This window comes from Streptomyces omiyaensis (assembly GCF_014650895.1).
GTDB lineage: Bacteria > Actinomycetota > Actinomycetes > Streptomycetales > Streptomycetaceae > Streptomyces > Streptomyces omiyaensis.
Genome location: NZ_BMVV01000002.1, coordinates 484003 through 505848 on the forward strand (window position 1 = coordinate 484003; position 21846 = coordinate 505848).

General features: G+C 73.7%; 19 protein-coding genes. 14 read left to right on the plus strand and 5 right to left on the minus strand.

Translation table 11 applies throughout. The features are described 5' to 3' along the window. Positions 1-49: 49 nt before the first annotated feature. The 8 genes from IE287_RS05085 (at position 50) to IE287_RS05120 (ending at position 9781) form a co-directional block, all read left to right on the plus strand. Positions 50-769: a hypothetical protein gene (locus tag IE287_RS05085; RefSeq protein WP_189847640.1), complete on the plus strand. Its 720-nt coding sequence runs from the start codon at positions 50-52 to the stop codon at positions 767-769. A 173-nt stretch (positions 770-942) separates the two neighbouring features. Next, positions 943-1788 (plus strand): DegV family protein, encoded by an 846-nt coding sequence (locus IE287_RS05090; RefSeq protein ID WP_189847641.1) that lies wholly within the window; start codon positions 943-945, stop codon positions 1786-1788. Positions 1789-2293: 505 nt separating this feature from the next. After that, a complete protein-coding gene (locus tag IE287_RS05095) occupies positions 2294-3091 on the plus strand; it encodes a ComEA family DNA-binding protein (RefSeq protein ID WP_373307805.1) in 798 nt (265 codons plus the stop codon). Then, positions 3088-5658, plus strand: a complete 2571-nt coding sequence (locus IE287_RS05100) for a ComEC/Rec2 family competence protein (RefSeq protein ID WP_189847643.1) — start codon at positions 3088-3090, stop codon at positions 5656-5658. Before IE287_RS05095 ends, IE287_RS05100 begins: the two co-directional genes overlap by 4 nt. A 335-nt stretch (positions 5659-5993) precedes the next feature. Continuing rightward, positions 5994-6659 carry a winged helix-turn-helix domain-containing protein gene (locus IE287_RS05105; protein WP_189847644.1) on the plus strand — a complete coding sequence of 222 codons (666 nt, stop codon included), beginning with the start codon at positions 5994-5996 and terminating at the stop codon, positions 6657-6659. 4 nt (positions 6660-6663) lie between these two features. After that, positions 6664-7959, plus strand: a complete 1296-nt coding sequence (locus tag IE287_RS05110; protein WP_308436850.1) for an MFS transporter — start codon at positions 6664-6666, stop codon at positions 7957-7959. Beyond that, a complete protein-coding gene (locus IE287_RS05115; protein ID WP_189847645.1) occupies positions 7956-8783 on the plus strand; it encodes an arylamine N-acetyltransferase family protein in 828 nt (275 codons plus the stop codon). Before IE287_RS05110 ends, IE287_RS05115 begins: the two co-directional genes overlap by 4 nt. Positions 8784-8887: 104 nt before the next feature. Further along, positions 8888-9781 carry a YceI family protein gene (locus tag IE287_RS05120; RefSeq protein ID WP_189847646.1) on the plus strand — a complete coding sequence of 298 codons (894 nt, stop codon included), beginning with the start codon at positions 8888-8890 and terminating at the stop codon, positions 9779-9781. A gap of 25 nt (positions 9782-9806) precedes the next feature. On the opposite strand, the gene IE287_RS05125 is transcribed toward IE287_RS05120, so the two are convergent. Continuing rightward, on the minus strand, positions 9807-10049 hold the full coding sequence (locus tag IE287_RS05125) for a hypothetical protein (RefSeq protein ID WP_189847647.1): 243 nt from the start codon (positions 10047-10049) through the stop codon (positions 9807-9809). A gap of 77 nt (positions 10050-10126) precedes the next feature. Between IE287_RS05125 and holA the strand changes: the two genes are divergently transcribed. Beyond that, positions 10127-11116, plus strand: coding sequence for a DNA polymerase III subunit delta (gene holA, locus IE287_RS05130; protein ID WP_189847648.1), 990 nt, complete (start codon positions 10127-10129; stop codon positions 11114-11116). Positions 11117-11245: 129 nt separating this feature from the next. Here the strand turns inward: holA and IE287_RS05135 are convergent, their stop codons facing one another. Together IE287_RS05135 and rpsT are read right to left on the minus strand one after the other, a co-directional pair. Further along, positions 11246-11584 (minus strand): hypothetical protein, encoded by a 339-nt coding sequence (locus IE287_RS05135; protein WP_189847649.1) that lies wholly within the window; start codon positions 11582-11584, stop codon positions 11246-11248. Positions 11585-12079: 495 nt separating this feature from the next. Beyond that, a complete protein-coding gene (gene rpsT / locus IE287_RS05140) occupies positions 12080-12346 on the minus strand; it encodes a 30S ribosomal protein S20 (protein WP_093876150.1) in 267 nt (88 codons plus the stop codon). A 208-nt stretch (positions 12347-12554) separates the two neighbouring features. Here rpsT and lepA point away from each other — a divergent pair, with 208 nt between their 5' ends. From lepA to hemW, 3 genes are all read left to right on the plus strand, one after another. Further along, the gene (gene lepA, locus IE287_RS05145; RefSeq protein ID WP_189847650.1) at positions 12555-14423 is read left to right on the plus strand and encodes a translation elongation factor 4; all 1869 of its coding nucleotides are present in this window, start codon (positions 12555-12557) and stop codon (positions 14421-14423) included. 204 nt (positions 14424-14627) lie between these two features. Then, positions 14628-16505 carry an AMP-dependent synthetase/ligase gene (locus IE287_RS05150; protein ID WP_189847651.1) on the plus strand — a complete coding sequence of 626 codons (1878 nt, stop codon included), beginning with the start codon at positions 14628-14630 and terminating at the stop codon, positions 16503-16505. Between the two features lie 38 nt (positions 16506-16543). Then, complete coding sequence (gene hemW / locus IE287_RS05155; RefSeq protein ID WP_189847652.1) at positions 16544-17785, plus strand: radical SAM family heme chaperone HemW; 1242 nt, start codon at positions 16544-16546, stop codon at positions 17783-17785. Between the two features lie 125 nt (positions 17786-17910). Here hemW and IE287_RS05160 read toward each other — a convergent pair whose 3' ends face one another. Together IE287_RS05160 and IE287_RS05165 are read right to left on the minus strand one after the other, a co-directional pair. After that, positions 17911-18726: a DUF3097 domain-containing protein gene (locus IE287_RS05160; protein WP_189847653.1), complete on the minus strand. Its 816-nt coding sequence runs from the start codon at positions 18724-18726 to the stop codon at positions 17911-17913. Between the two features lie 10 nt (positions 18727-18736). Further along, on the minus strand, positions 18737-19474 hold the full coding sequence (locus IE287_RS05165) for an MBL fold metallo-hydrolase (protein WP_189847654.1): 738 nt from the start codon (positions 19472-19474) through the stop codon (positions 18737-18739). A 138-nt stretch (positions 19475-19612) separates the two neighbouring features. Between IE287_RS05165 and hrcA the strand changes: the two genes are divergently transcribed. Then, on the plus strand, positions 19613-20632 hold the full coding sequence (hrcA, locus tag IE287_RS05170) for a heat-inducible transcriptional repressor HrcA (protein WP_189847655.1): 1020 nt from the start codon (positions 19613-19615) through the stop codon (positions 20630-20632). After that, on the plus strand, positions 20633-21769 hold the full coding sequence (gene dnaJ / locus IE287_RS05175; RefSeq protein ID WP_189847656.1) for a molecular chaperone DnaJ: 1137 nt from the start codon (positions 20633-20635) through the stop codon (positions 21767-21769). The last annotated feature ends 77 nt before the right edge of the window (positions 21770-21846 follow it).

A 21846-nucleotide genomic window follows, 5' to 3' on the forward strand; every position in this document is an offset into this window, starting at 1 on the left:
GGAAGAACCACAGCCGTGGGACGCCGACGGAGACTGAGGAGCCGCCCACATGGAAGCCACGATTGTCACGATCCTGGCGCTGCTCTTCCTCGCGTTCGTGGCGCTCGGGGTCTACGCCACGGTGAAGGTCGCCAAGGCGGCCAAGCGCGGCGTCGACCGCACCCTCGACCAGGCCCGCCGCACGGTGGAGGACACCACGCTGCGGGCCAAGAGCTTCGGCCAGGCCGGCGCCGCCGCCGAACTGGCGAGGCTGAGGCTCTCCCTGCGCACCTCGATGCGCGCCACCCAGGACGCCCTCCAGGCGGGCGCCGTCGAGGACGCCTCGCTGCGCGAGTCGCTCGGCCTCTTCGCCCGGCTCAGCGCCCACGGCCGCGAGCTGGACGAGGACCTCAAGCGCCTGGAGCGCGAGCCGGACAAGGCGTACGTGGCCGGACAGCTGCCCGACCTCACCGAGCGGACCGAGCGGATCACCGGCTCCGCCGAGGCGCTGCGGCGGGCCGCGCGGGACCGCGCCCGGCGGTTCGCCGAGGACGACCTGGACACGCTGAGCGCCCAGATCGACGTCGAGACCGGCGCGCTGCGCCACTGGACCACCACCGACCGGGACACGGCAGCGCCGGAGACCGGGCAGGCCGCCTGGTACGAGTCGACCCCCCAGCCGCAGGAACAGCCGCAGGCCGGGGAGGCGCCGCAGGCGATCACCGCCCCGGATCCCCGGGCCACCACCTACCCGTGGGAGAAGACCGCCCGCCCGGAGTCCGCGGGCTGACCGTTCGCGAGCTGCCCGTTCGCGAGCTGTCCGTTCGCGGGAGCGGGGGTGGGAGCGGGAGCGGGGGCGGGGGTGGGCAGGGGTGGGGGTTCCGGCTGACCGGCGGGCAGCCGGAAGGGTCGTGACCGGGGCCGGGCTGCCGAGCGGCGGCCGCGGCGGGTAACCTCCCGCTCATGTCCCGGCATGTCGCGATCGTCACCGATTCAACGGCCTACCTGCCACCCCAGACGATGGAGCGGCACGCCATCACCGCGGTCCCGCTGACCGTCGTCATCGGCGACCGCGCCCTCCTGGAGGGCACCGAGATCTCGGCCAGATCGCTCGCCGAGGCGCTGCAGAAACGTCGGCCCGTCACCACCTCCCGGCCCAGCCCCGAGGTCTTCGCCGCGACCTACCGCGAGGCCGCGGAGGCGGGCGCGAGCGGGATCGTCTCCCTCCACCTCTCCGCCGAGGTCTCCGGCACCTACGACGCAGCCGTCCTCGCCGCGAAGGACGCCCCCGTGCCGGTACGGGTCGTGGACACCCGCATGATCGGCATGGCCCTCGGCTTCTGCGCCCTCGCGGCGGCGGAGGTCGTGGAGGCCGGCGGCTCGCTCGACGAGGCGGTCGCGGCGGCCGAGAAGCGCGCCGGGGCCACCTCCGCCTACTTCTACGTCGACACCCTGGACTACCTGCGCCGGGGCGGCCGGATCGGGACCGCGCAGGCGCTTTTCGGTTCCGCGCTCGCCGTGAAGCCCCTCCTCCAACTCGACGGCGGACGCATCGAGCTGCGGGAGAAGGTGCGGACCGCCTCGAAGGCGATCGCCCGGCTGGAGGAGCTGGCCGTCGAGCGGGCCGGCTCCGGTCCCGTCGACATCGCCGTCCACCACCTCTCGGCGCCCGAGCGGGCCGAGGCGCTGGCCGAACGGCTCCGGGAGCGGGTGACGGGCATCGCCGAGTTGCACGTCAGCGAGGTCGGCGCGGTCATCGGCGCGCACACGGGCCCCGGGCTGCTCGCGGTGGTCGTCTCACCGCGCTGAGACGACTCTCTCGCTCGTGTGGGTGAGGGAGTTGTCCACAGGGGCGGTGCTCTCCACGGAAGTGGACGGGTGACGGCACGGGGACTCGTCGGGTCCTAGCGTCGCAGGCATGGATCTTCGTCCTCGTTCCTCGGTTCTCTCGCGCTCGTCGCGTCCTTCGGGTTCCTCGCGTCCTTCGGGTTCCTCGCGTCCTTCGGGTTCCTCGCGTCCTTCGGGTTCCTCGCGTCCTTCGGGTTCCTCGCGTCCTTCGGGTTCCTCACGCTTCTCGGGTTCTTCACGCCCCTCGGGTTCCTCGCGTCCGTCGGGTTCCTCGCGTCCGACTCGGAGCGGGCCGGGTTCCACGGGGCCTCGACGGGGTGCTCCGCCGAGGCCTTCACCGAGTGCTTCACCGGGCGCTCCGCCGGGTGTCGTCCGGGCGCGGAGGGACGCGTTGTTCCCGTCGGCTGCTCCCGGCGCGGTGGGGGTGGCCGGTGACGAGCCGGTCGCGGATGTGTCGGATGGGGAGGTGCCGGACGGGGAGATGCCGGTCGGCGGGAGGCCCGTCCTCGCGGGGGAGCGGCGGTGGCGGGCGGCGGTGCGGGAGCGGTTGCCTCTGTGGGTGCAGACGCGGTGCGGGCTGGAGCCGCGGTCGCTGGCGGCGCTCGCCGTGGTGCTGGTGGTGGCCGCCTGCGCGGCCGGAGGCTTCTTCTGGGCGGGAAGGCCGGAGGCGGTGCGGGCGCCGGACGTCGTCCGGGCGGCCCCGGTCGCGGCGCTGCCTCCGGCGTTGGCCACGTCGGCCGATGGTGCCGGAATCGGTGCGGGTGTGGGTGCGGCTGGCGGTGTCGGTGGTTCGGGAACCGTCGGTGGGGCGGGCGGGGGCGGTACGGCGAAGGTCGTCGTGGACATGGGCGGGAAGGTCCGCAGGCCGGGGGTGCTGACGCTGCCGGCCGGGTCGCGGGTCGCCGACGCGCTGCGAGCCGCCGGAGGCGCGCGGGCCGGGGCCGATCTGACGGGGCTCAACCGGGCCCGGGTGCTCTTCGACGGCGAGCAGGTGCTCGTCGGGGTGCCCGGGGCACCGGTCGGGGGCGGGGCGGGCAGCGGGGCGCAGGGTGCGGGGCCGGCCGGGGGCGGGGTGCCGCTGAGCCTCAACACGGCGACCGCCGAGCAGTTCGACGGGCTGCCCGGGGTGGGGCCGGTGCTCGCCCGGCGGATCGTCGACCACCGCACGGAGCACGGCGGCTTCCGTGCGGTCGAGGAGCTGCGCGAGGTCGACGGGATCGGCGAGCGGCGCTACGCGGACCTCCAGGCGCTGGTGCGGCCGTGACCCGGGTCGAGCCGGCGGTCGCGGTGCCCGACGGGGCGGTCGCGGTGCCCGACGGGGCCGGGGTCGGGGAGGCGCGACGGGAGGGAGCGGCCGATCTGCGGCTCGTTCCGCCCGCGCTGGCGGCGTGGGCCGCCGCCGCGGTCGCGCTGGGCGTGACGGGCTGGTGGACGGTCGCCGGTGTGGCCCTCTGCCTGGCCGGAGCGGCGGTGCTGCTGACGCCGGGCGTGGCGCGCGGGTTGTTCCGGGGGCCCGCAGGGAGTGGCCGGCCGACCGGGGGATCCGGCCCGGGGCGGAGTCCTGGTTCCGGTGCGGGGGTGCCGGGCCGGCTGATGCGGACGACCGTCTGGGGCGGGGTGCTGTTGTGCGCCGCGGCGGGGGCGGCGTCGGCGGGGCTGCACGCGGCGGACCTGCGGCGGGGGCCGGTGCCGGTGCTGGCCCGGGAGCACGGGAGGGCGTGGGTGGAGGTGGCGGTGACGTCGGATCCGCGGCTCACCAGGCCCAGGGTGAGCGGGCGGGCGGCGGTACCGGTGTCGGTGGTGATGGACGCCGAGGTGGTCCGGGTGGAGCGGGCGGGCGGCGCGGCCGTGCGGACCAGGGCGCCGGTGCTGCTCGTCGTGCCGCCCGGGGAGGAGCGGGACGCGTGGCTGCGGCTGCTGCCGTCCACCCGGCTGCGGATCGGCGCCCGGTTCGCGCCGCCCCGGGCACCCGGGGATCCGTACGCGGCCGTGATCAGGGCCGGAACGGGGCCGCCGGCGGTCGTGGGGGCGCCGAGCGCGATCCAGCGGGGCGCCGGAGAGCTGCGGGCCGGGCTGCGCGCGGCGACCGACGGGCTCGCGCCGGACGCGCGGGCGCTCCTCCCCGGTCTGGTCGTCGGGGACACCTCCCGGATCGGCACCGAGCTGAGGGACGCCTTCGAGGCCACCGACCTCTCGCACCTGCTGGCCGTGTCCGGGAGCAACCTCTCGGTGGTGTTGCTGCTGCTCGTGGGGCCGCCGGGGCGGGCACGGCAGGCGGAGCGGGGCGGGCTCGCTCCCCGGATCGGACTCTCGCTGCGGGGGACCGCGCTGGCGGGGGCGGGGCTCACGCTGGCGTTCGTGTGCGTGTGCCGGCCGGAGCCGAGCGTGCTGCGGGCGGCGGCATGCGGGCTGGTCGTGCTGCTGGCCGTGGCCACCGGCCGCAGGAGGTCGCTGATCCCGGCGCTGGCCGCGGTGGTCCTGGTCCTGGTGCTGTACGACCCCTGGCTGGCGCGGAGCTACGGGTTCCTGCTGTCCGTGCTGGCCACCGGGGCGCTGCTGGTGGTGGCGCCGGGGTGGAGCGAGGCGCTGCGGCGCCGCGGGGTGCCGGGCCGGCTCGCGGAGGCGCTGGCCGCGGCGCTGGCGGCGCAGGCGGTGAGCGCCCCGGTGGTGGCGGTCTTCGCCGGCCGGATGAGCCTGGTGGCGATTCCGGCCAACCTCCTCGTGGAGCCCGGGGTGGCACCCGCGACGGTGTTCGGGTTCGCCGCGCTCGCGGTGGCGCCGGTGTGGGCGGAGGGCGCGGGCGGCCTGGCGTGGGTGGCCGGGTGGCCGGCCGGGTGGATCGCCGGGGTGGCCCGGGCGGGCGCGGCGCTGCCGGGTGCGGAGGTGGCGTGGCCGGGCGGCTGGTGGGGCGGGGCGGCGCTGGCGCTGGTCACCGCCGGGGCGGTGGCCGGGATACGGCGGCTGCGGCACCGGACCTGGCCGGTGGTCGGGGTGGTCGTGCTGCTGGTGCTCGTGGTGGTGCGGCCGGTGCCGCTGGTGCGCTGGGTCACCGGATGGCCGCCGCCCGGGTGGGTGTTCGCGATGTGCCAGGTGGGGCAGGGCGACGCCACGGTGCTCGCGGCGGGCGAGGGGGCGGGGGTGGTGGTGGACGCGGGGCCCGACCCGGTGGCGGTGGACCGCTGCCTGCGCGAACTGGGTGTGAGGCGGGTGCCGTTGCTGGTGCTGACCCACTTCCACGCCGATCATGTGGCAGGTCTGCCGGGGGTGTTGAGGGGACGGTCGGTGGGGGCGGTCCAGGTCACCGGGCTCGACGAGCCGCCCGGGCAGGCGGAGTTCGTGCGGCGCGTCGCGGGCGCGGCGGGGGTGCCGGTCGTGCGGGCGCAGGAGGGGGAGCGGCGGCGGGTCGGGGAGCTGGAGTGGCGGGTCCTGTGGCCGCGGGCGGGGCCGGGGCCCCCGGAGGGCGGGCCGAACGACGCCAGCGTCACGCTGCTGGTCCGCGGCCCGGGCGGGGTGAGCGTCCTGCTGCTCGGGGACCTGGAGCCGCCGGCGCAGCGGGCCCTGTGGCGGGCCCATCCGGAGCTGCGAGCGGTGGACGTGCTGAAGGTGGCCCACCACGGGTCCGCGCACCAGGACCCGGTGCTGACCGCGGCGGTGCGGCCTCGGCTGGCGCTGATCTCCGCAGGACGGGACAACGATTACGGCCATCCCTCGCCCCGGACGCTGGCGGCGCTGCGGGCCGGCGGGGCGCGGGTGCTGCGGACCGACCGGGACGGGGCGATCGCGGTGGCGGGTGCGGGGAGAGGGCTCATGGCCGTGGCGAGGGGGTGGTGAGCGGCCGGGGGAGGGGCGGCGGGGGAGAGGGGGTGGGAAGGGGGTGGGGTGGGAGGGGAGGGGAGGGCCCCGGGGAGGAGGTGGCGTTCTTCGCGGGGCGGTGCCACGTGCGTCCTGGGGGCGCGGGCCTGAAGCGTTCGGGAGGGCACGTCAGAGAGGGCACGCCAGAAAGGGCGCGGCAGAGAGGGCACGTCAGAGAGGGCACGTCAGAGAGGGCACGTCAGGGAGGGCACGTCAGGGAGGGCGCGTTCGGGAGGGCGTGGCGGGGAGGGTCTCCGGGAGAAGCGTGTAAAGGAATGCTTGTAAAGAAGTCTTTCTATAGATAGCTTTACATCATGCCGGAGAACAGCGCACCGCAGGCCGGGGGCGAGCAGGCCCACAGTGTCGAGCTCACCGATCCCCGGGCCCTGCGGGCCTACGCCCACCCCCTGCGGATGACCCTCGTCGGCCTGCTGCGCCGGCACGGGCCCTTCACGGCCACCCGGGCCGCCGAGCTGACCGGCGAATCGGTGGCCAGCTGCTCGTACCACCTGCGGATACTCGCCAAGTACGGGCTCGTGGAGGAGGCGCCGGGCGGGCGCGGCCGGGAGAAGCCCTGGCAGGCCACCGCGCGCTACACCGAGTGGCCCAACCACAGCGAGGACCCCGCGGTCGCGCAGGCGACCGACGCGCTCAGCGCGGCCGCCGCCGAGCTCTACTTCACCCGGTTCGTGAACGCCCTCGCCCACCGGACCGACGTGCCGAAGGAGTGGCGGGAGGCCGAGGCGTTCGGGGACGTCCTGGTGTACCTCACCCCCGATGAGCTCACCGCGGTCAAGGAGCGGATCGACGAACTGTTCCGGCCCTACGAGGCCCGTCAGGACGACCCGGCGCTCCGCCCGGCGGGCGCGCAGCCCGTCAGCTTCATGAAGATCGCCTACCTGGACCCGGACATCGACCCGGGCACTGCCCCGGGCACCGACGCGGGCACCGGTCCGGATGCCGACGACGAGGAGGAGTGACGGGATGGCCCTCACCGCACGGGTTCCGGCGCTGCTGCGCGAGCGGACCTTCCGCCGCTACTGGACGGGGCAGACCGTCTCCCTCGTCGGCGACCAGATATCCCTGATGGCGCTGCCGCTCGCCGCCGTGCTCGTGCTCGGCGCCGACGCGGCCCAGATGGGCTGGCTCAAGACCCTCGAACTCCTCCCGGCCCTGCTGCTCAACCTGCCCTTCGGCGCCTGGGTGGACCGCCGGGCGAACCGCCGCCGGATCATGATCGCCACGGACCTGGGGCGGGCCGCACTTCTGCTCACCCTGCCCGTGGCGTACGTCCTCGACCTGCTGACGCTCGGCCAGCTCTATGCCGTCGCCTTCGGGGTGGGCGCCCTCTCGGTGCTCTTCGAGGCCTGCAACTCCACGCTCTTCGCCGCCCTCGTCCCCACCGAGCGCTTCGTCCAGGCCAACTCGCTGGTGAACGGCAGCCGTTCGATGGCCTGGCTCGCCGGGCCCGGCATCGGCGGCGTCCTGGTGCAGGTGCTCACCGCCCCGCTGGCGCTGCTGGCCGACGCCCTCACCTACCTGGCCTCGGCCGGCTACCTGGCGAAGATCCGGCCGGTCGAGCCCGCCCCCGCGCCGCCCGCCAAGGGGCACTTCACCGAGGGGATGCGCTGGGTGCTGCGCGAGCCGTCGATGCGGGCGCTGTTCGCCGCCTCCGGCACCGTCCAGTTCTTCAACTACATGTTCCACACCCTCTTCGTCCTCTACGTCACCAAGGACCTCGGTCTCGGCGCCGGCCTGCTCGGTCTGGTGCTGGGCGCCGGCGCCGTCGGCGGTCTGCTCGGAGCGGCGTGCAGCGGCGCGGTCGTCCGCCGGATCGGCATCGGCGGCTCCCTCGTCGCCGGCTTCCTCGGCTTCACCCTGCCGTTGGTGCTCATCCCCGCCGCGGACGGACCGCTGCCGCTCGTGGTGGGCGTCCTCTTCGCCGCCGAGTTCCTGTCCTGTGCCGGAGTGATGATCGTCGACGTGGCCGCCGGATCCTTCCAGATGGCGCTCATCCCCGACGCCATGCGGGCCCGTGTCATGGGGCCTTCCGCACCCTCAACCACGGCTTCCGTCCGATCGGCGCCCTCGTCGGCGGTCTGCTGGGCACCGCGATCGGCACCCGCCCCACCCTGTGGGTCGCCACCGTGGGTGCCGTCTTCGCGGTTCTGTGGCTGCTGCCCTCGCCGCTCCCGCGCATGCGCGAACTCCCCACCCGGGAGCGGGAGAAGACCGCCGCCACTCCGTGACGAGCGGCGAGCGGGCAGACTGCACCCATGAACGATCGCGAGAAGTCCGAGGGGCTGTCGGACGCCGACGTGGAGCGGTACCTGGAGCGCATCGGCGCCGCGCGGCCCGAGCGGGCGGACGCCGGGGCGCTGCGGGAACTGCACCTGCGCCACCTGCTGACCGTGCCCTTCGAGAACCTGTCCATCCACCTCGGGCAGGACATCGTCCTCGACGAGAAGGCGCTGGTCGACAAGGTGACCGCGGCCCGGCGGGGCGGGTTCTGTTACGAGCTGAACACCGCGTTCGCCGTACTGCTCCGGGCCCTCGGCCACCGGGTCGAGCTGCTCCAGGCGAGGGTCGTCGGCCCGGACGGGCGGGTGGGGATCCCGTACGACCACATGGCGCTGCTGGTGGAGACCGAGGACGGCGGGCGGTGGCTCGCCGACGTGGGATTCGGGGACCACAGCCACCATCCGCTCGCCTTCGACGAGCGCGGCGAACAGGCCGACCCCTCGGGCGTCTTCGTGATCCGGGAGGTCCCGGGGGCGGAGGGCGACCTCGAAGTGGTGCGGGACGGCAAGCCGCAGTACCGGCTGGAGCTCCGGCCCCGGCTGCTCGCGGACTTCACGGCCGGCGCCTGGTACCACCGGACCTCGCCGGACTCGCACTTCACCCGGGGGGTGATCTGCTCCCTGCTCACCGAGGACGGCCGGATCTCGATCGGCGGCCGGAAGCTGTACCGGACGGTGGGGGGCGAGCGCACCGAGCGGGAGCTCGGCACGGACGAGGAACTGCGGGAGGCGTACCGGGAGCACTTCGGGATCGTGCTCGACGCGTTGCCGGCCTCGCCCGGAGGAGACAAGCGGAATCCATAATTCGGACTCGTCGGCAATAAGGCCGCGTTTGCCTCGAACGCCCCAGGGGTGATCGAATGCGAACTCGTTGCATGGTGAACGAGTCGCACGGGGGTGCGTGAAGGATGTTCGGTGGTCTCTTCGGGAAGCGCGGGAGCGCCGGCGGCGGCCGGGGCGGCGCCCTCGCCGGGATCGCCGTGCCGGCCTCGGCGGGCGTGCTGACCTGCCGGGTGCTCGACCCCGTGCACGAGCCGGTCCGGCAGGCCGAGTTCGCGCTCACCGACACGGCGGGGCGCAAGGTGCTGGGCGGTGAGACCGACCCGTACGGCAGCCTCCTCGCCACCGTCCCGGCCGGCGAGTACCGGCTCGCCGTCACCTCCGACGGCTACACGCCGCACCACGCCACCGCCGTGGTCGAGCAGGGGGCCCACGCCGACCTCGGCGACGTCCTGCTCCAGGTCGCCCCGCAGCCGCCGCTGCCCGATGCGGGGGACTGGGAGATCGACCCCACCCACTCCCAGATCGGCTTCACCGCCCGGCACATCGGCCTGGCGCGGATCCACGGGCGCTTCAACAGCTTCGCCGGGGCGATACGGATCGCCGACCGCATGGAGCACTCCGCGATGCACGTCGTGATCGACGCGGCCTCGATCGACACGGGCGTCCAGATGCGCGACGACCACCTGAGGTCCGGGGACTTCCTCGACGTCGGCGTCCATCCGACCATCGAGTTCTTCAGCGAGCGCTTCACCCACCGCGGCGGCGCGCGCTGGAACGTCACCGGGGCGCTCAGCCTGCACGGAGTGAGCCGCACGGTCACCCTCGACACCCAGTACCTCGGCCTCGGCAGCGGCCTGGAGGGCGAGACCCGCGGCGCCTGCCGGGCGACCACCGAGCTCCACCGCGAGGACTTCACCCTCACCTGGCAGACCCTGCTCGCGCGGGGCATCGCGGCGGTCGGCTCCAGCATCTCCATCGACCTCGACGTCCAGATCGTGCCGAAGGCCGCCGGCCGCTAGGGCCTGTCTGACCGGGGCGCCCCCGCTACGGGGCCTCCAGCCAGCCCTCGTACTCGGCGGCGAAGTCGTCCAGCGCCGCCGGGTCGAGCCGGCCCTCCGGGTCCTCGACCACCACCAGCCACTGCGCGTCCTCGGCGTCGTCCTCGCCGGCCAGCGCGTCCCGGACCAGCTGCGGCTCCTCGGCGACCCCGAAGCGGCCGGACAGCTCCTCGGCCAGTTCCTCGGCGGCGTCGCGGTCGGGGAGCACCAGTACGTGTCGTTCACTCACCCGGTCATTCTCGCCCGGGGCGCCGTCGGGGCCTCGCCGGGGTTCGCTGTCGGTGGGGCGTGGGATGCTGGAGCGCGATGGCCACCAGAAAGACTTCCAGCGACGACCTCCTCGGCCCCGTCACGCTCGCCGTGGGCCAGGAGGACCTGCTCCTCGACCGTGCCGTCCGGGAGGTGGTGGCGGCCGCACGGGCCGCCGACGCCGACACGGACGTGCGGGACCTCACCCCCGACCAGCTCCAGCCCGGCTCCCTGGCCGAGCTCACCAGCCCCTCGCTCTTCGCCGAGCGCAAGGTGCTGATCGTGCGGAACGCGCAGGACCTCTCGGCGGACAGCGTCAAGGACGTCAAGGGCTACCTCGACGCACCCGTCGAGGACATCACGCTCGTCCTGCTCCACGCCGGCGGCGCCAAGGGCAAGGGCCTGCTCGACGCGGCGCGCAAGGCGGGGGCGCGGGAGGTCGCCTGCCCCAAGACCACCAAGCCCGCGGAGCGGCTGGCCTTCGTCCGGCAGGAGTTCCGGACGCTCGGACGGTCCGCCACCCCCGAGGCCTGCCAGGCGCTCGTCGACTCCATCGGCAGCGACCTGCGGGAGCTGGCCTCCGCGGTGACGCAGCTGACGGCGGACGTCGACGGGACCATCGACGAGGCGGTCGTCGGGCGCTACTACACCGGGCGGGCCGAGGCCTCGTCCTTCAACGTGGCCGACCGGGCTGTCGAGGGGCGGGCGGCGGAGGCGCTGGAGGCGCTCCGCTGGTCGCTGTCGACCGGGGTCGCGCCCGTCCTCATCACCAGCGCCCTCGCCCAGGGCGTACGGGCCATCGGCAAGCTCTCGTCCGCGCGCGGCGGCCGGCCCGCCGACCTCGCGCGCGAGCTGGGCATGCCGCCGTGGAAGATCGACCGGGTGCGGCAGCAGATGCGGGGCTGGACCCCGGACGGCGTCGCCCTGGCCCTGCGGGCCGTCGCGGAGGCGGACGCGGGGGTGAAGGGCGGCGGGGACGACCCCGAGTACGCCCTGGAGAAGGCGGTCGTCGCCGTGGCGCGGGCCGCGAGGCTGCGGCGGAACTGACGACGCGCCCCCGCGGGGCGGTCCGGACGCGCGGGTCGCGGTCGGGGGCCCGCGCGGGCGTTCCCGTCGGGGCGGCCGGTGCGGGGCGGCCCTCCTCGTCACCGATCCCGGGTCGGTCCGCGCGCCGCGTCAGCGCCTTCGGCGCAGGCGCCGCAGCGAGCGGAGCCCGGAGCCGCGGCGGCGGGTCCGGGGCACGGCCGTGCGGTCGCGGCGAGGACCGGCCGGGTACGGGGAGCGCCAGGCGCCCTCGGGGGAGAGGAGCGGCGCCTTGCGGGTGACCTGCGCCTGGATCTCCACGTAGGACTCGTGGGCGGTGACGCGGAACGCCTCGTCGTGGGCGGCCATCGCCGCCGCCATGGCCGCACCGGCGCCGCCGCGGCGGCGCGCCACCACGGCCAGTCGGGTCAGCAGCGCCAGGACCCCGGCGATCGCGGCGCCCATCACGAGCAGCGGCAGGAACTCGGCCATGCCGGTGATCCTAGGCCCGGCACGGGGCGCCGGCCGAGGCCGGGCGCCTCCGGCGTGGGACAGGCATCGGCCGACGCGCCGGACGCCGTGCGCGCCACGGCCCTGCCCGCCACCGGGCGTCCGGCGCCGGGCACGGTGACGTGGCCCGAAGTCTCCGCCGCCTGCCGCCTGCCGCCTGCCGCCTGCCGCCTGCCGCCTGCCATCCGCCGGCCGCCGTCCGCCGGGCGTCCGCCTTCGGGCGGGGCCCCGCACGGGGCGCCGGACGCTCGGTGGCGGGCGGGGCACGGGTTCCGCGCGTCCGGTGGGGGGTGTGCCGAAGGCCCCGGCCGCTCCTGGGGAAGGAGCGGCCGGGGCCTTCGACGTCACTGCTCTGTGGTCCCGTACACGCGTGGCGAACGCGTCTCGCGTACGGACCGGGTGGCCGGGCGGGAGCGGTAGAGAGGGTCCGCTGGGTCCCGTACGGCCGGATACGGCCTGAGATCAGGAGATCCGGACTCAGCCCTGGAGGGAGGCAACCTTGATCGCCAGCGCCGACTTCTTGTTGGCGGCGGCGTTCTTGTGGATGACGCCCTTCGAGACGGCCTTGTCGAGCTGACGCGAGGCGGCACGGGTGGCCACGGTGGCCTTCTCGAGGTCGCCGGCGGCGACAGCCTCACGGGCCTTGCGGATCGCGGTCTTGAGCGACGACTTGACGGCCTTGTTGCGCAGGCGCGCCTTCTCGTTGGTCTTGTTCCGCTTGATCTGGGACTTGATGTTCGCCACTGAAAGAGCCTTTACAGGTTCGATGTTTCCTCAGGTATGTGCCACGCAGCTGAGAGGGCACACGAGACACAGCTGTCCACGGTATCAGGCGCCCTCGTGGCGGCCCAAACGGGGGCGGGGACCGCCCGAAACCGGACGCCCGGCGGCGGGCATGGGACGATGGGGGCTACGTACCCGTTCCGAACACCGCCCGAGACGAGAACCCTGCGTGCCCGCGACTCCTACCAACGTGCCCGAGCCGAGCCGTACCGACCCGGCTCTGATCCGCAACTTCTGCATCATCGCGCACATCGACCACGGCAAGTCCACGCTCGCCGACCGGATGCTCCAGCTCACCGGTGTGGTCGACCAGCGGCAGATGCGCGCCCAGTACCTCGACCGGATGGACATCGAGCGTGAGCGCGGCATCACGATCAAGTCCCAGGCGGTCCGGCTGCCCTGGGCCCCCACCGAGGGGCCGGAGCAGGGGCGCACGCACATCCTCAACATGATCGACACCCCCGGGCACGTCGACTTCACCTACGAGGTCTCCCGGTCGCTGGCCGCCTGCGAGGGCACGATCCTGCTGGTCGACGCCGCCCAGGGCATCGAGGCGCAGACCCTCGCCAACCTCTACCTGGCGATGGAGAACGACCTCACCATCGTCCCGGTCCTCAACAAGATCGACCTCCCGGCCGCGCAGCCGGAGAAGTTCGCCGAGGAGCTGGCCAACCTCATCGGCTGCCAGCCGGAGGACGTGCTCAAGGTCTCCGCCAAGACGGGCCTGGGCGTCGAGGCGCTGCTCGACCGGGTCGTCAAGGACGTGCCGGCGCCGGTCGGCGTCGCCGACGCGCCCGCCCGCGCGATGATCTTCGACTCCGTGTACGACTCGTACCGGGGCGTCGTGACCTACGTCCGTGTGGTCGACGGGCAGCTCAACAAGCGCGAGCGCATCAAGATGATGTCGACCGGCGCCACCCACGAGCTGCTGGAGATCGGCGTCTCGTCCCCCGAGATGACGTCGTCCGACGGTCTCGGCGTCGGCGAGGTGGGCTACCTCATCACCGGCGTGAAGGACGTCCGCCAGTCCAAGGTCGGTGACACGATCACCTCGCAGTCCAAGGGCGCCACCGAGGCGCTGGGCGGCTACAAGGACCCGAAGCCGATGGTCTTCTCGGGCCTCTACCCGCTGGACGGCTCGGAGTACCCCGACCTCCGCGAGGCCCTGGACAAGCTCCAGCTCAACGACGCCGCGCTCGTCTACGAGCCGGAGACCTCCGCCGCCCTCGGCTTCGGCTTCCGCGTCGGCTTCCTCGGCCTGCTCCACCTGGACGTGATCCGGGAGCGCCTGGAGCGCGAGTTCGGACTCGACCTGATCGCCACCGCCCCCAACGTGGTCTACCGCGTGGTCATGGAGGACGGCAGCGAGCACACGGTCACCAACCCGAGCGAGTTCCCCGAGGGCAAGATCGACGACGTGTACGAGCCCGTCGTGCGCGCCACGATCCTCGCCCCCAGCGAGTTCATCGGCGCCATCATGGAGCTCTGCCAGACCCGTCGCGGCACGCTCATCGGCATGGACTACCTCTCCGAGGACCGGGTCGAGATCCGCTACACCCTGCCGCTGGCCGAGATCGTCTTCGACTTCTTCGACCAGCTGAAGTCGAAGACGCGCGGCTACGCCTCGCTCGACTACGAGCCCACCGGCGAGCAGGCCTCCAGCCTGGTCAAGGTCGACATCCTGCTGCACGGCGACAAGGTCGACGCCTTCTCCGCCGTCACCCACAAGGACGCCGCCTACGCCTACGGCGTCCGGCTCGTCGCCAAGCTGCGCGAGCTCATCCCGCGCCAGGCCTTCGAGGTGCCGATCCAGGCCGCCATCGGCTCCCGGGTCATCGCCCGCGAGACCATCCGCGCCATCCGCAAGGACGTCCTCGCCAAGTGCTACGGCGGTGACATCTCCCGGAAGCGGAAGCTGCTGGAGAAGCAGAAGGAAGGCAAGAAGCGCATGAAGATGGTCGGCTCGGTGGAGGTCCCGCAGGAGGCCTTCATCGCCGTCCTGTCGAGCGACGAGTCGGGCGGCAAGAGCAAGAAGTAGCCGTCCCGGCCGACACGAACGGGTCCGCGTGCCACCGGCGCGCGGACCCGTTCGTTATCCACAGGCCCTTACGTACCGGACGTCGGCGCTCTAATCTGAAGCCCCCCGAAGGTTACTCGTGAGTTAGTTACGCATTCCCGCGTGAGTGCGTCCCGCATCCGTAGTTGCACCGCCAACAGGCACCGCCGCCGCCCGGAGGACGACGTGAGCGACAACCAGACCCAGATCGACAACCGGCCGCCCTCCGTCGCGGCGCTCTTCCTCGAACGGGTCGAGCGCACCCCCGACGCCGAGGCGTACCGCTATCCGGTCCCCGCCGCCTCCGGCACCGGGCCGGACGACTGGAAGTCGCTCAGCTGGGGTCAGGCCGCACAGCGGGTCTTCGCCATCGCCGCCGGCCTCGTCGACCTCGGCGTCCGGCCGGAGGAGCGGATCGCCCTCGCCTCCGCCACCCGGGTCGAGTGGATCCTCGCCGACCTCGGCGTCATGTGCGCCGGCGCCGCCACCACCACGGTCTACCCGCAGACCAACGCCGAGGAGTCCGCCTTCATCCTCTCGGACTCCGAGTCGAAGGTCCTCATCGCGGAGGACGCCGCCCAGCTGGCCAAGGCGGTCGAGCGCCGCGCCGACCTGCCCGGCCTCCACCACGTCGTCGTCATCGACGCCGAGGGCGCCGACACCTCCGACGAGTGGGTCCTCACCCTCGCCGACCTGGAGGCGCGCGGAGCGGCGTACCTGGAGAAGCACCCCGAGGCGGTCAAGGAGCGGGTCTCCGCGATCACCGCGGAGCAGCTCGCCACCCTCATCTACACCTCCGGCACCACCGGCCGTCCCAAGGGCGTCCGCCTGCCGCACGACAACTGGTCGTACATGGCCAAGGCGATCGCCGCCACCGGCCTCGTCACCCGGGACGACGTGCAGTACCTGTGGCTGCCGCTCGCCCACGTCTTCGGCAAGGTCCTCACCTCCGGCCAGATCGAGGTCGGCCACGTCACCGCCGTCGACGGCCGCGTCGACAAGATCATCGAGAACCTGCCGGTGGTCCAGCCGACCTACATGGCGGCCGTCCCCCGCATCTTCGAGAAGGTCTACAACGGGGTCGCCGCCAAGGCCCGGGCCGGCGGCGGCGCCAAGTACAAGATCTTCCAGTGGGCCGCCGGCGTCGGCCGCGAGTACGCCAAGACCACCCAGGACAACTTCCGCCGCACCGGCACCGCCTCCGCGCCCTTCGGCCTCACCGCCAAGCACAAGATCGCCGACACCCTCGTCTTCGCCAAGATCCGCGAGGCCTTCGGCGGCCGGCTGCGCGCCTGCATCTCCGGCTCCGCCGCCCTCGCCCCCGAGATCGGCTACTTCTTCGCCGGCGCCGGCATCCACATCCTGGAGGGGTACGGCCTCACCGAGTCCTCCGCCGCCTCCTTCGTCAACCCCGGCGAGGCCTACCGCACCGGCACCGTCGGCAAGCCGCTCCCCGGCACCGAGGTCCGCATCGCCGACGACGGCGAGATCCTGCTCCGCGGCCCCGGCATCATGCAGGGCTACCACGGCCTCCCCGAGAAGACCGCCGAGGTCCTGGAGGCGGACGGCTGGTTCCACACCGGCGACATCGGCGAGCTCTCCGCCGACGGCTACCTCAAGATCACGGACCGCAAGAAGGACCTGATCAAGACCTCCGGCGGCAAGTACATCGCGCCGGCCGAGGTCGAGGGCCAGTTCAAGGCCGTCTGCCCGTTCGTCTCCAACATCCTGGTCCACGGCGCCGACCGGAACTACTGCACCGCGCTGATCGCCCTCGACGAGCCCACCCTCCTCGGCTGGGCCGCCGATCACGAGCTCGCCGGCAAGTCGTACGCCGAGGTCGTCGCCGCCCCGCAGACCCAGAAGCTGATCCAGGGCTACGTGGACCGGCTCAACGAGGGCCTCCAGCGCTGGCAGACGATCAAGAAGTTCCGCCTGCTCCCCCGCGACCTGGACATCGAGCACGGCGAGCTCACCCCCTCGCTCAAGCTCAAGCGGCCGGTCGTGGAGCGCGAGTACAAGGAGCTCATCGAGGAGATGTACGCGGGCTCCCGCGAGGCCTGACCGGGCGCGGCCCCCGACACCTCGGGCGGTACGGGACAATGGACCCCATGCCTTCCGTACTGCCCGATGGTGAGCCCGTGCCCGAGGACGGGGCGCTGCCCGCGCGCGCCCTGGAGGGGGCCGGGGACCGGCCGCTCGGGTTCTATCTGCACGTGCCGTACTGCGCCACGCGGTGCGGCTACTGCGACTTCAACACGTACACCGCGAGCGAGCTGCGCGGTGCCGGCGGCGTGCTCGCCTCGCGGGACAACTACGCGGGGCAGGTCGCCGAGGAGATCCGGCTCGCCCGCAAGGTGCTCGGCGACGACCCGAGGCCGGTGCGGACCGTCTTCGTGGGCGGCGGCACGCCGACGCTGCTGGCCGCCGGCGACCTCGTCCGGATGCTGGGGGCGATCCGGGACGAGTTCGGGCTCGCCGACGACGCCGAGGTGACGACCGAGGCGAACCCGGAGTCCGTGGACCCCGCCTACCTGGAGGAGCTGCGGGCCGGCGGGTTCAACCGGATCTCCTTCGGGATGCAGAGCGCCCGGCCGCACGTGCTGCGGATCCTCGACCGGACCCACACCCCCGGCCGCCCCGAGGCGTGCGTCGAGGAGGCGCGTGCCGCCGGCTTCGACCACGTCAACCTGGACCTGATCTACGGCACCCCCGGCGAGTCCGACGACGACTGGCGGGCCTCCCTCGACGCGGCCATCGGCGCCGGTCCCGACCACGTCAGCGCCTACGCCCTGATCGTCGAGGAGGGGACGCAGCTCGCCCGGCGGATCCGCCGGGGCGAGGTCCCGATGACCGACGACGACGTGCACGCCGACCGGTACCTCATCGCCGACGAGGCCTTCGAGAAGGCCGGGTACGCCTGGTACGAGGTGTCGAACTGGGCCACCTCCGAGGCCGGGCGCTGCCTGCACAACGAGCTGTACTGGCGCGGCGCCGACTGGTGGGGCGCCGGACCCGGCGCCCACTCGCACGTGGGCGGGGTGCGGTGGTGGAACGTCAAGCACCCCGGTGCGTACGCCGCCGCGCTCGGGGCCGGGAAGTCGCCGGGCGCCGGCCGTGAGGTGCTGTCCGAGGAGGACCGGAGGGTCGAGCGGATCCTGCTGGAGCTGCGGCTCCGGGAAGGGGTCGAGCTGGCGCTGCTGAAGCCCGCGGGGCTCGACGCGTCGCGGAAGGCGCTGGCCGACGGGCTGCTCGACGCGGAGCCGTACGCCGCCGGGCGGGCCGTGCTGACGCTGCGCGGGCGGCTGCTGGCCGACGCGGTGGTGCGGGACCTGGTGGACTAGGGGACCGGCGGTGCCCCGTTCCGCCGGCCGACCCCGGCCCGGCCGGCGGGTCACCGCCCGGCGGGTGACGGGACGCCGCCCGGCCCGACCGGTGGGGCACCGCCCGGCGGGCGGCAGGGAGCCGCCTAGTGGGGCGGGCCCGCCGTCACGAAGTCGATGAGCTCCTCCACGCGGCCCAGCAGCTCCGGCTCCAGGTCCCGGTAGGACGTGACGCGCTTCAGGATGGCCTGCCAGACCGCGCCCGTGTTGTCGGCGGGCCAGCCGAGGGCCCGGCAGGTGCCGGTCTTCCAGTCCTGGCCGCGGGGGACCTCCGGCCAGGCGGGGATGCCGAGGACGGACGGCTTCACCGCCTGCCAGACGTCGATGTAGGGGTGGCCGACCACCAGGACGTCGGGGGAGGCGATCCCGGCGGCGATGCGGGACTCCTTGGAGCCCGGGACCAGGTGGTCGACGAGGACGCCGAGGCGGGCGTCCGGGCCCGGGGCGAAGCCGGCGACGATCTCCGGCAGGTGGTCGACGCCCTCCAGGTACTCCACCACCACGCCCTCGACGCGCAGGTCGTCGCCCCAGACCCGCTCGACCAGCTCGGCGTCGTGCCGGCCCTCCACGTAGATGCGGCTCGCCCGTGCCACCCGGGCCCGCGCGCCGGGGACGGCGACCGAGCCGGAGGCCGTACGGGCCGGGCGGGCCGGTCCGCCGGAGGCGGGGCGCACCAGCGTCACCACGCGCCCCTCCAGGAGGAAGCCGCGGGGTTCCATCGGGAAGACCCGGTGCTTGCCGAAGCGGTCCTCCAGGGTCACCGTGCCGGCCTCGCAGCGGATCACCGCCCCGCAGAAGCCCGTCGTGACCTCCTCGACGACCAGCTCCGGCTCGGCCGGGACCTCGGGGGCGGCGGCCTGCTTCTTCCAGGGCGGCGTCAGGTCCGGGTTGTAGCTGCGCATTCCGGGGACGCTACGACACCCGGAAGCGGCGTGCCAGTTCATCGCGCTGGCGTCGGACGAAAGCCGCGTCGACGACGGCGCCGTGGCCCGGGACGTACAGGGCGTCCTCGCCGCCGAGGGCGAGGAGGCGGTCGAGGGCGTCGGGCCAGCGGGTGCCGATCGCGTCGGGTCCCGCCTGGGGCTCGCCGGACTCCTCGACCAGGTCGCCGCAGAAGACGGTCTCGCGCTCGCCCGGCACCAGGAGCACCAGGTCGTGGCCGGTGTGGCCGGGGCCGACGTTGGCGAGGAGGACCTGCCGGCCGCCCAGGTCGAGGGTCCGCTCGCCGGTCACGGTGTGGCGCGGGGCCACCAGCGCCTCCGCTGCCTCGGCCGCCGCCCGCTCCTCCACCCCCTGCCGTACCGCGTCCGTGCAGAGCTCCTCGCGGGTCCGGGGGGAGGCGAGCAGCTCGTCCATGCCGACCGCGCCGAAGACCTCCGCGCCCGCGAAGGCGGCGGTGCCGAGGACGTGGTCGAAGTGGGGGTGGCCGAGTGCGATGTGCGTCACGCGCCGGCCGCCGGTGATCGCCTCCGCCTGGGCGCGGATCTCGGCTCCCTCGGCGAGCGTGGCGCCGGTGTCGTAGAGCAGAACGGCCTTGTCCCCCACGACCAGTCCCGTGGTCGCGTCCCAGCCGGGGAGCCGTCGCCGGCCCACCCCGTCCGCCAGTCGTTCCCACCCCTGAGCCGCCCAGACCGCCTGTTCGATGTCCATGTGCCCGACGCTAGCGGGTCCGCCTCCTTGCCAGGAGCGACCGGCCCGGCCGTACACTGGCCGGGGGTTTCCTGGCACTCGGGCAGGGCGAGTGCCAAAAGCGGAGCAACCGGAACGGCTGGAGCGGGAGGTGTGCGCGTGCTGAGCGAACGCAGACTCGAGGTGCTGCGCGCCATCGTCCAGGACTACGTCGGGACGGAGGAGCCGGTCGGCTCCAAGGCGCTCACCGAGCGCCACAAGCTCGGCGTGTCGCCCGCCACCGTGCGCAACGACATGGCGGTGCTGGAGGAGGAGGGGTACATCGCCCAGCCCCACACCAGCGCCGGGCGGATCCCCACCGACAAGGGCTACCGCCTCTTCGTGGACCGGCTGGCCGGCGTCAAGCCGCTGTCGACCCCGGAGCGGCGCGCCATCCACAACTTCCTCGACGGTGCCGTCGACCTGGACGACGTCGTGGGCCGGACGGTGCGGCTGCTCGCGCAGCTGACCCGTCAGGTCGCCGTCGTCCAGTACCCCTCGCTCACCCGCTCCTCCATCCGTCACGTCGAGCTGCTGTCGCTGGCCCCGGCCCGGCTGATGCTCGTCCTCATCACGGACACCGGACGGGTCGAGCAGCGGGTGATCGACTGCCCCGCGCCCTTCGGCGAGACCTCCCTCGCCGACCTGCGGGCCCGGCTCAACGGCCGGGTCGGCGGCCGTCGCTTCGCCGACGTGCCGCAGCTGGTGCAGGACCTCCCCGAGTCCTTCGAGGAGCCCGAGGACCGCGCCACGGTCACGACCGTGCTCGCGACCCTCCTCGAAACGCTCGTGGAGGAGCATGAGGAGCGGCTGATGATCGGCGGCACCGCCAATCTCACCCGCTTCGGACACGACTTCCCGCTGACGATCAGGCCCGTCCTGGAAGCTCTGGAGGAGCAGGTCGTGCTCCTCAAGCTGCTCGGCGAGGTCAAGGAATCGGGCATGACCGTACGCATCGGGCACGAGAACGCCTACGAGGGGCTGAACTCCACGTCCGTCGTCTCGGTCGGCTACGGTTCGGGCGGCGAGGCAGTCGCCAAACTCGGCGTGGTCGGACCGACCCGCATGGACTACCCCGGAACGATGGGAGCGGTACGCGCAGTGGCACGTTACGTCGGACAGATCCTGGCGGAGTCGTAAGTGGCCACGGACTACTACGCCGTGCTCGGCGTGCGCCGCGACGCTTCCCAGGACGAGATCAAGAAGGCCTTCCGGCGCCTCGCCCGTGAGCTTCACCCGGACGTCAATCCGGACCCGAAGACGCAGGAGCGGTTCAAGGAGATCAACGCCGCCTACGAGGTGCTGTCGGACCCGCAGAAGAAGCAGGTCTACGACCTCGGCGGCGACCCCCTCTCCGCCTCCGGCGGCGGTGGCGCGGGCGGCTTCGGGGCCGGTGGCTTCGGCAACTTCTCCGACATCATGGACGCCTTCTTCGGGCAGGCCTCGCAGCGCGGACCGCGCTCGCGGACCCGCCGCGGCCAGGACGCCATGATCCGTCTGGAGATCGACCTCAACGAGGCGGCCTTCGGCACCACCAAGGACATCCAGGTCGACACGGCCGTCGTCTGCACCACCTGTTCGGGTGAGGGCGCCGCGCCGGGCACCTCCGCGCAGACCTGTGACATGTGCCGCGGCCGCGGCGAGGTCTCGCAGGTCACCCGGTCGTTCCTCGGCCAGGTCATGACCTCCCGGCCCTGCCCCCAGTGCCAGGGCTTCGGCACCGTCGTCCCGACCCCGTGCCCCGAGTGCGCGGGCGACGGGCGGGTCCGGTCGCGCCGCACCCTGACGGTCAAGATCCCGGCCGGTGTCGACAACGGCACCCGGATCCAGCTCGCGGGCGAGGGCGAGGTCGGCCCCGGCGGCGGCCCCGCCGGCGACCTGTACGTCGAGATCCAGGAGACCCCGCACGAGGTCTTCCAGCGGCGCGGCGACGACCTGCACTGCACCGTGACCCTCCCGATGACGGCGGCGGCGCTCGGCACCAAGGTGCAGCTGCAGACGCTCGACGGGCTGGAGGAGATCGACATCCGTCCGGGCACGCAGTCGGGCCAGTCGGTCCCGCTGCACGGCCGCGGCATCACCCACCTGCGGGGCAACGGGCGCGGCGACCTGATCGTCCACGTCGAGGTCCAGACCCCGACCAAGCTCGACCCCGAGCAGGAGCGCCTGCTGCGCGAACTGGCCAAGCTGCGCGGCGAGGAGCGGCCCACGGGTCAGTTCCAGCCGGGGCAGCAGGGGCTGTTCTCCCGGCTGAAGGACGCCTTCAACGGGCGCTGAGCGGACGGGACCGCGTGACGGACGCACGAGCCCGCGCATGACCGGTGCGTGAGAGGGGCGGCACTCTGAGTGCCGCC

What these genes read in the sequence shown, in the direction of transcription:
- IE287_RS05115 (WP_189847645.1), top strand. Translation starts at nt 7,956, where the DNA reads ATGAACGATCGCGAGAAGTCCGAGGGGCTGTCGGACGCCGACGTGGAG.
- IE287_RS05120 (WP_189847646.1), top strand. Translation starts at nt 8,888, where the DNA reads ATGTTCGGTGGTCTCTTCGGGAAGCGCGGGAGCGCCGGCGGCGGCCGG.
- IE287_RS05160 (WP_189847653.1), bottom strand. Translation starts at nt 18,726, where the DNA reads ATGCGCAGCTACAACCCGGACCTGACGCCGCCCTGGAAGAAGCAGGCC.
- IE287_RS05105 (WP_189847644.1), top strand. Translation starts at nt 5,994, where the DNA reads ATGCCGGAGAACAGCGCACCGCAGGCCGGGGGCGAGCAGGCCCACAGT.
- IE287_RS05090 (WP_189847641.1), top strand. Translation starts at nt 943, where the DNA reads ATGTCCCGGCATGTCGCGATCGTCACCGATTCAACGGCCTACCTGCCA.
- hemW (WP_189847652.1), top strand. Translation starts at nt 16,544, where the DNA reads ATGGACCCCATGCCTTCCGTACTGCCCGATGGTGAGCCCGTGCCCGAG.
- holA (WP_189847648.1), top strand. Translation starts at nt 10,127, where the DNA reads ATGGCCACCAGAAAGACTTCCAGCGACGACCTCCTCGGCCCCGTCACG.
- IE287_RS05135 (WP_189847649.1), bottom strand. Translation starts at nt 11,584, where the DNA reads ATGGCCGAGTTCCTGCCGCTGCTCGTGATGGGCGCCGCGATCGCCGGG.
- IE287_RS05110 (WP_308436850.1), top strand. Translation starts at nt 6,664, where the DNA reads ATGGCCCTCACCGCACGGGTTCCGGCGCTGCTGCGCGAGCGGACCTTC.
- IE287_RS05085 (WP_189847640.1), top strand. Translation starts at nt 50, where the DNA reads ATGGAAGCCACGATTGTCACGATCCTGGCGCTGCTCTTCCTCGCGTTC.
- IE287_RS05165 (WP_189847654.1), bottom strand. Translation starts at nt 19,474, where the DNA reads ATGGACATCGAACAGGCGGTCTGGGCGGCTCAGGGGTGGGAACGACTG.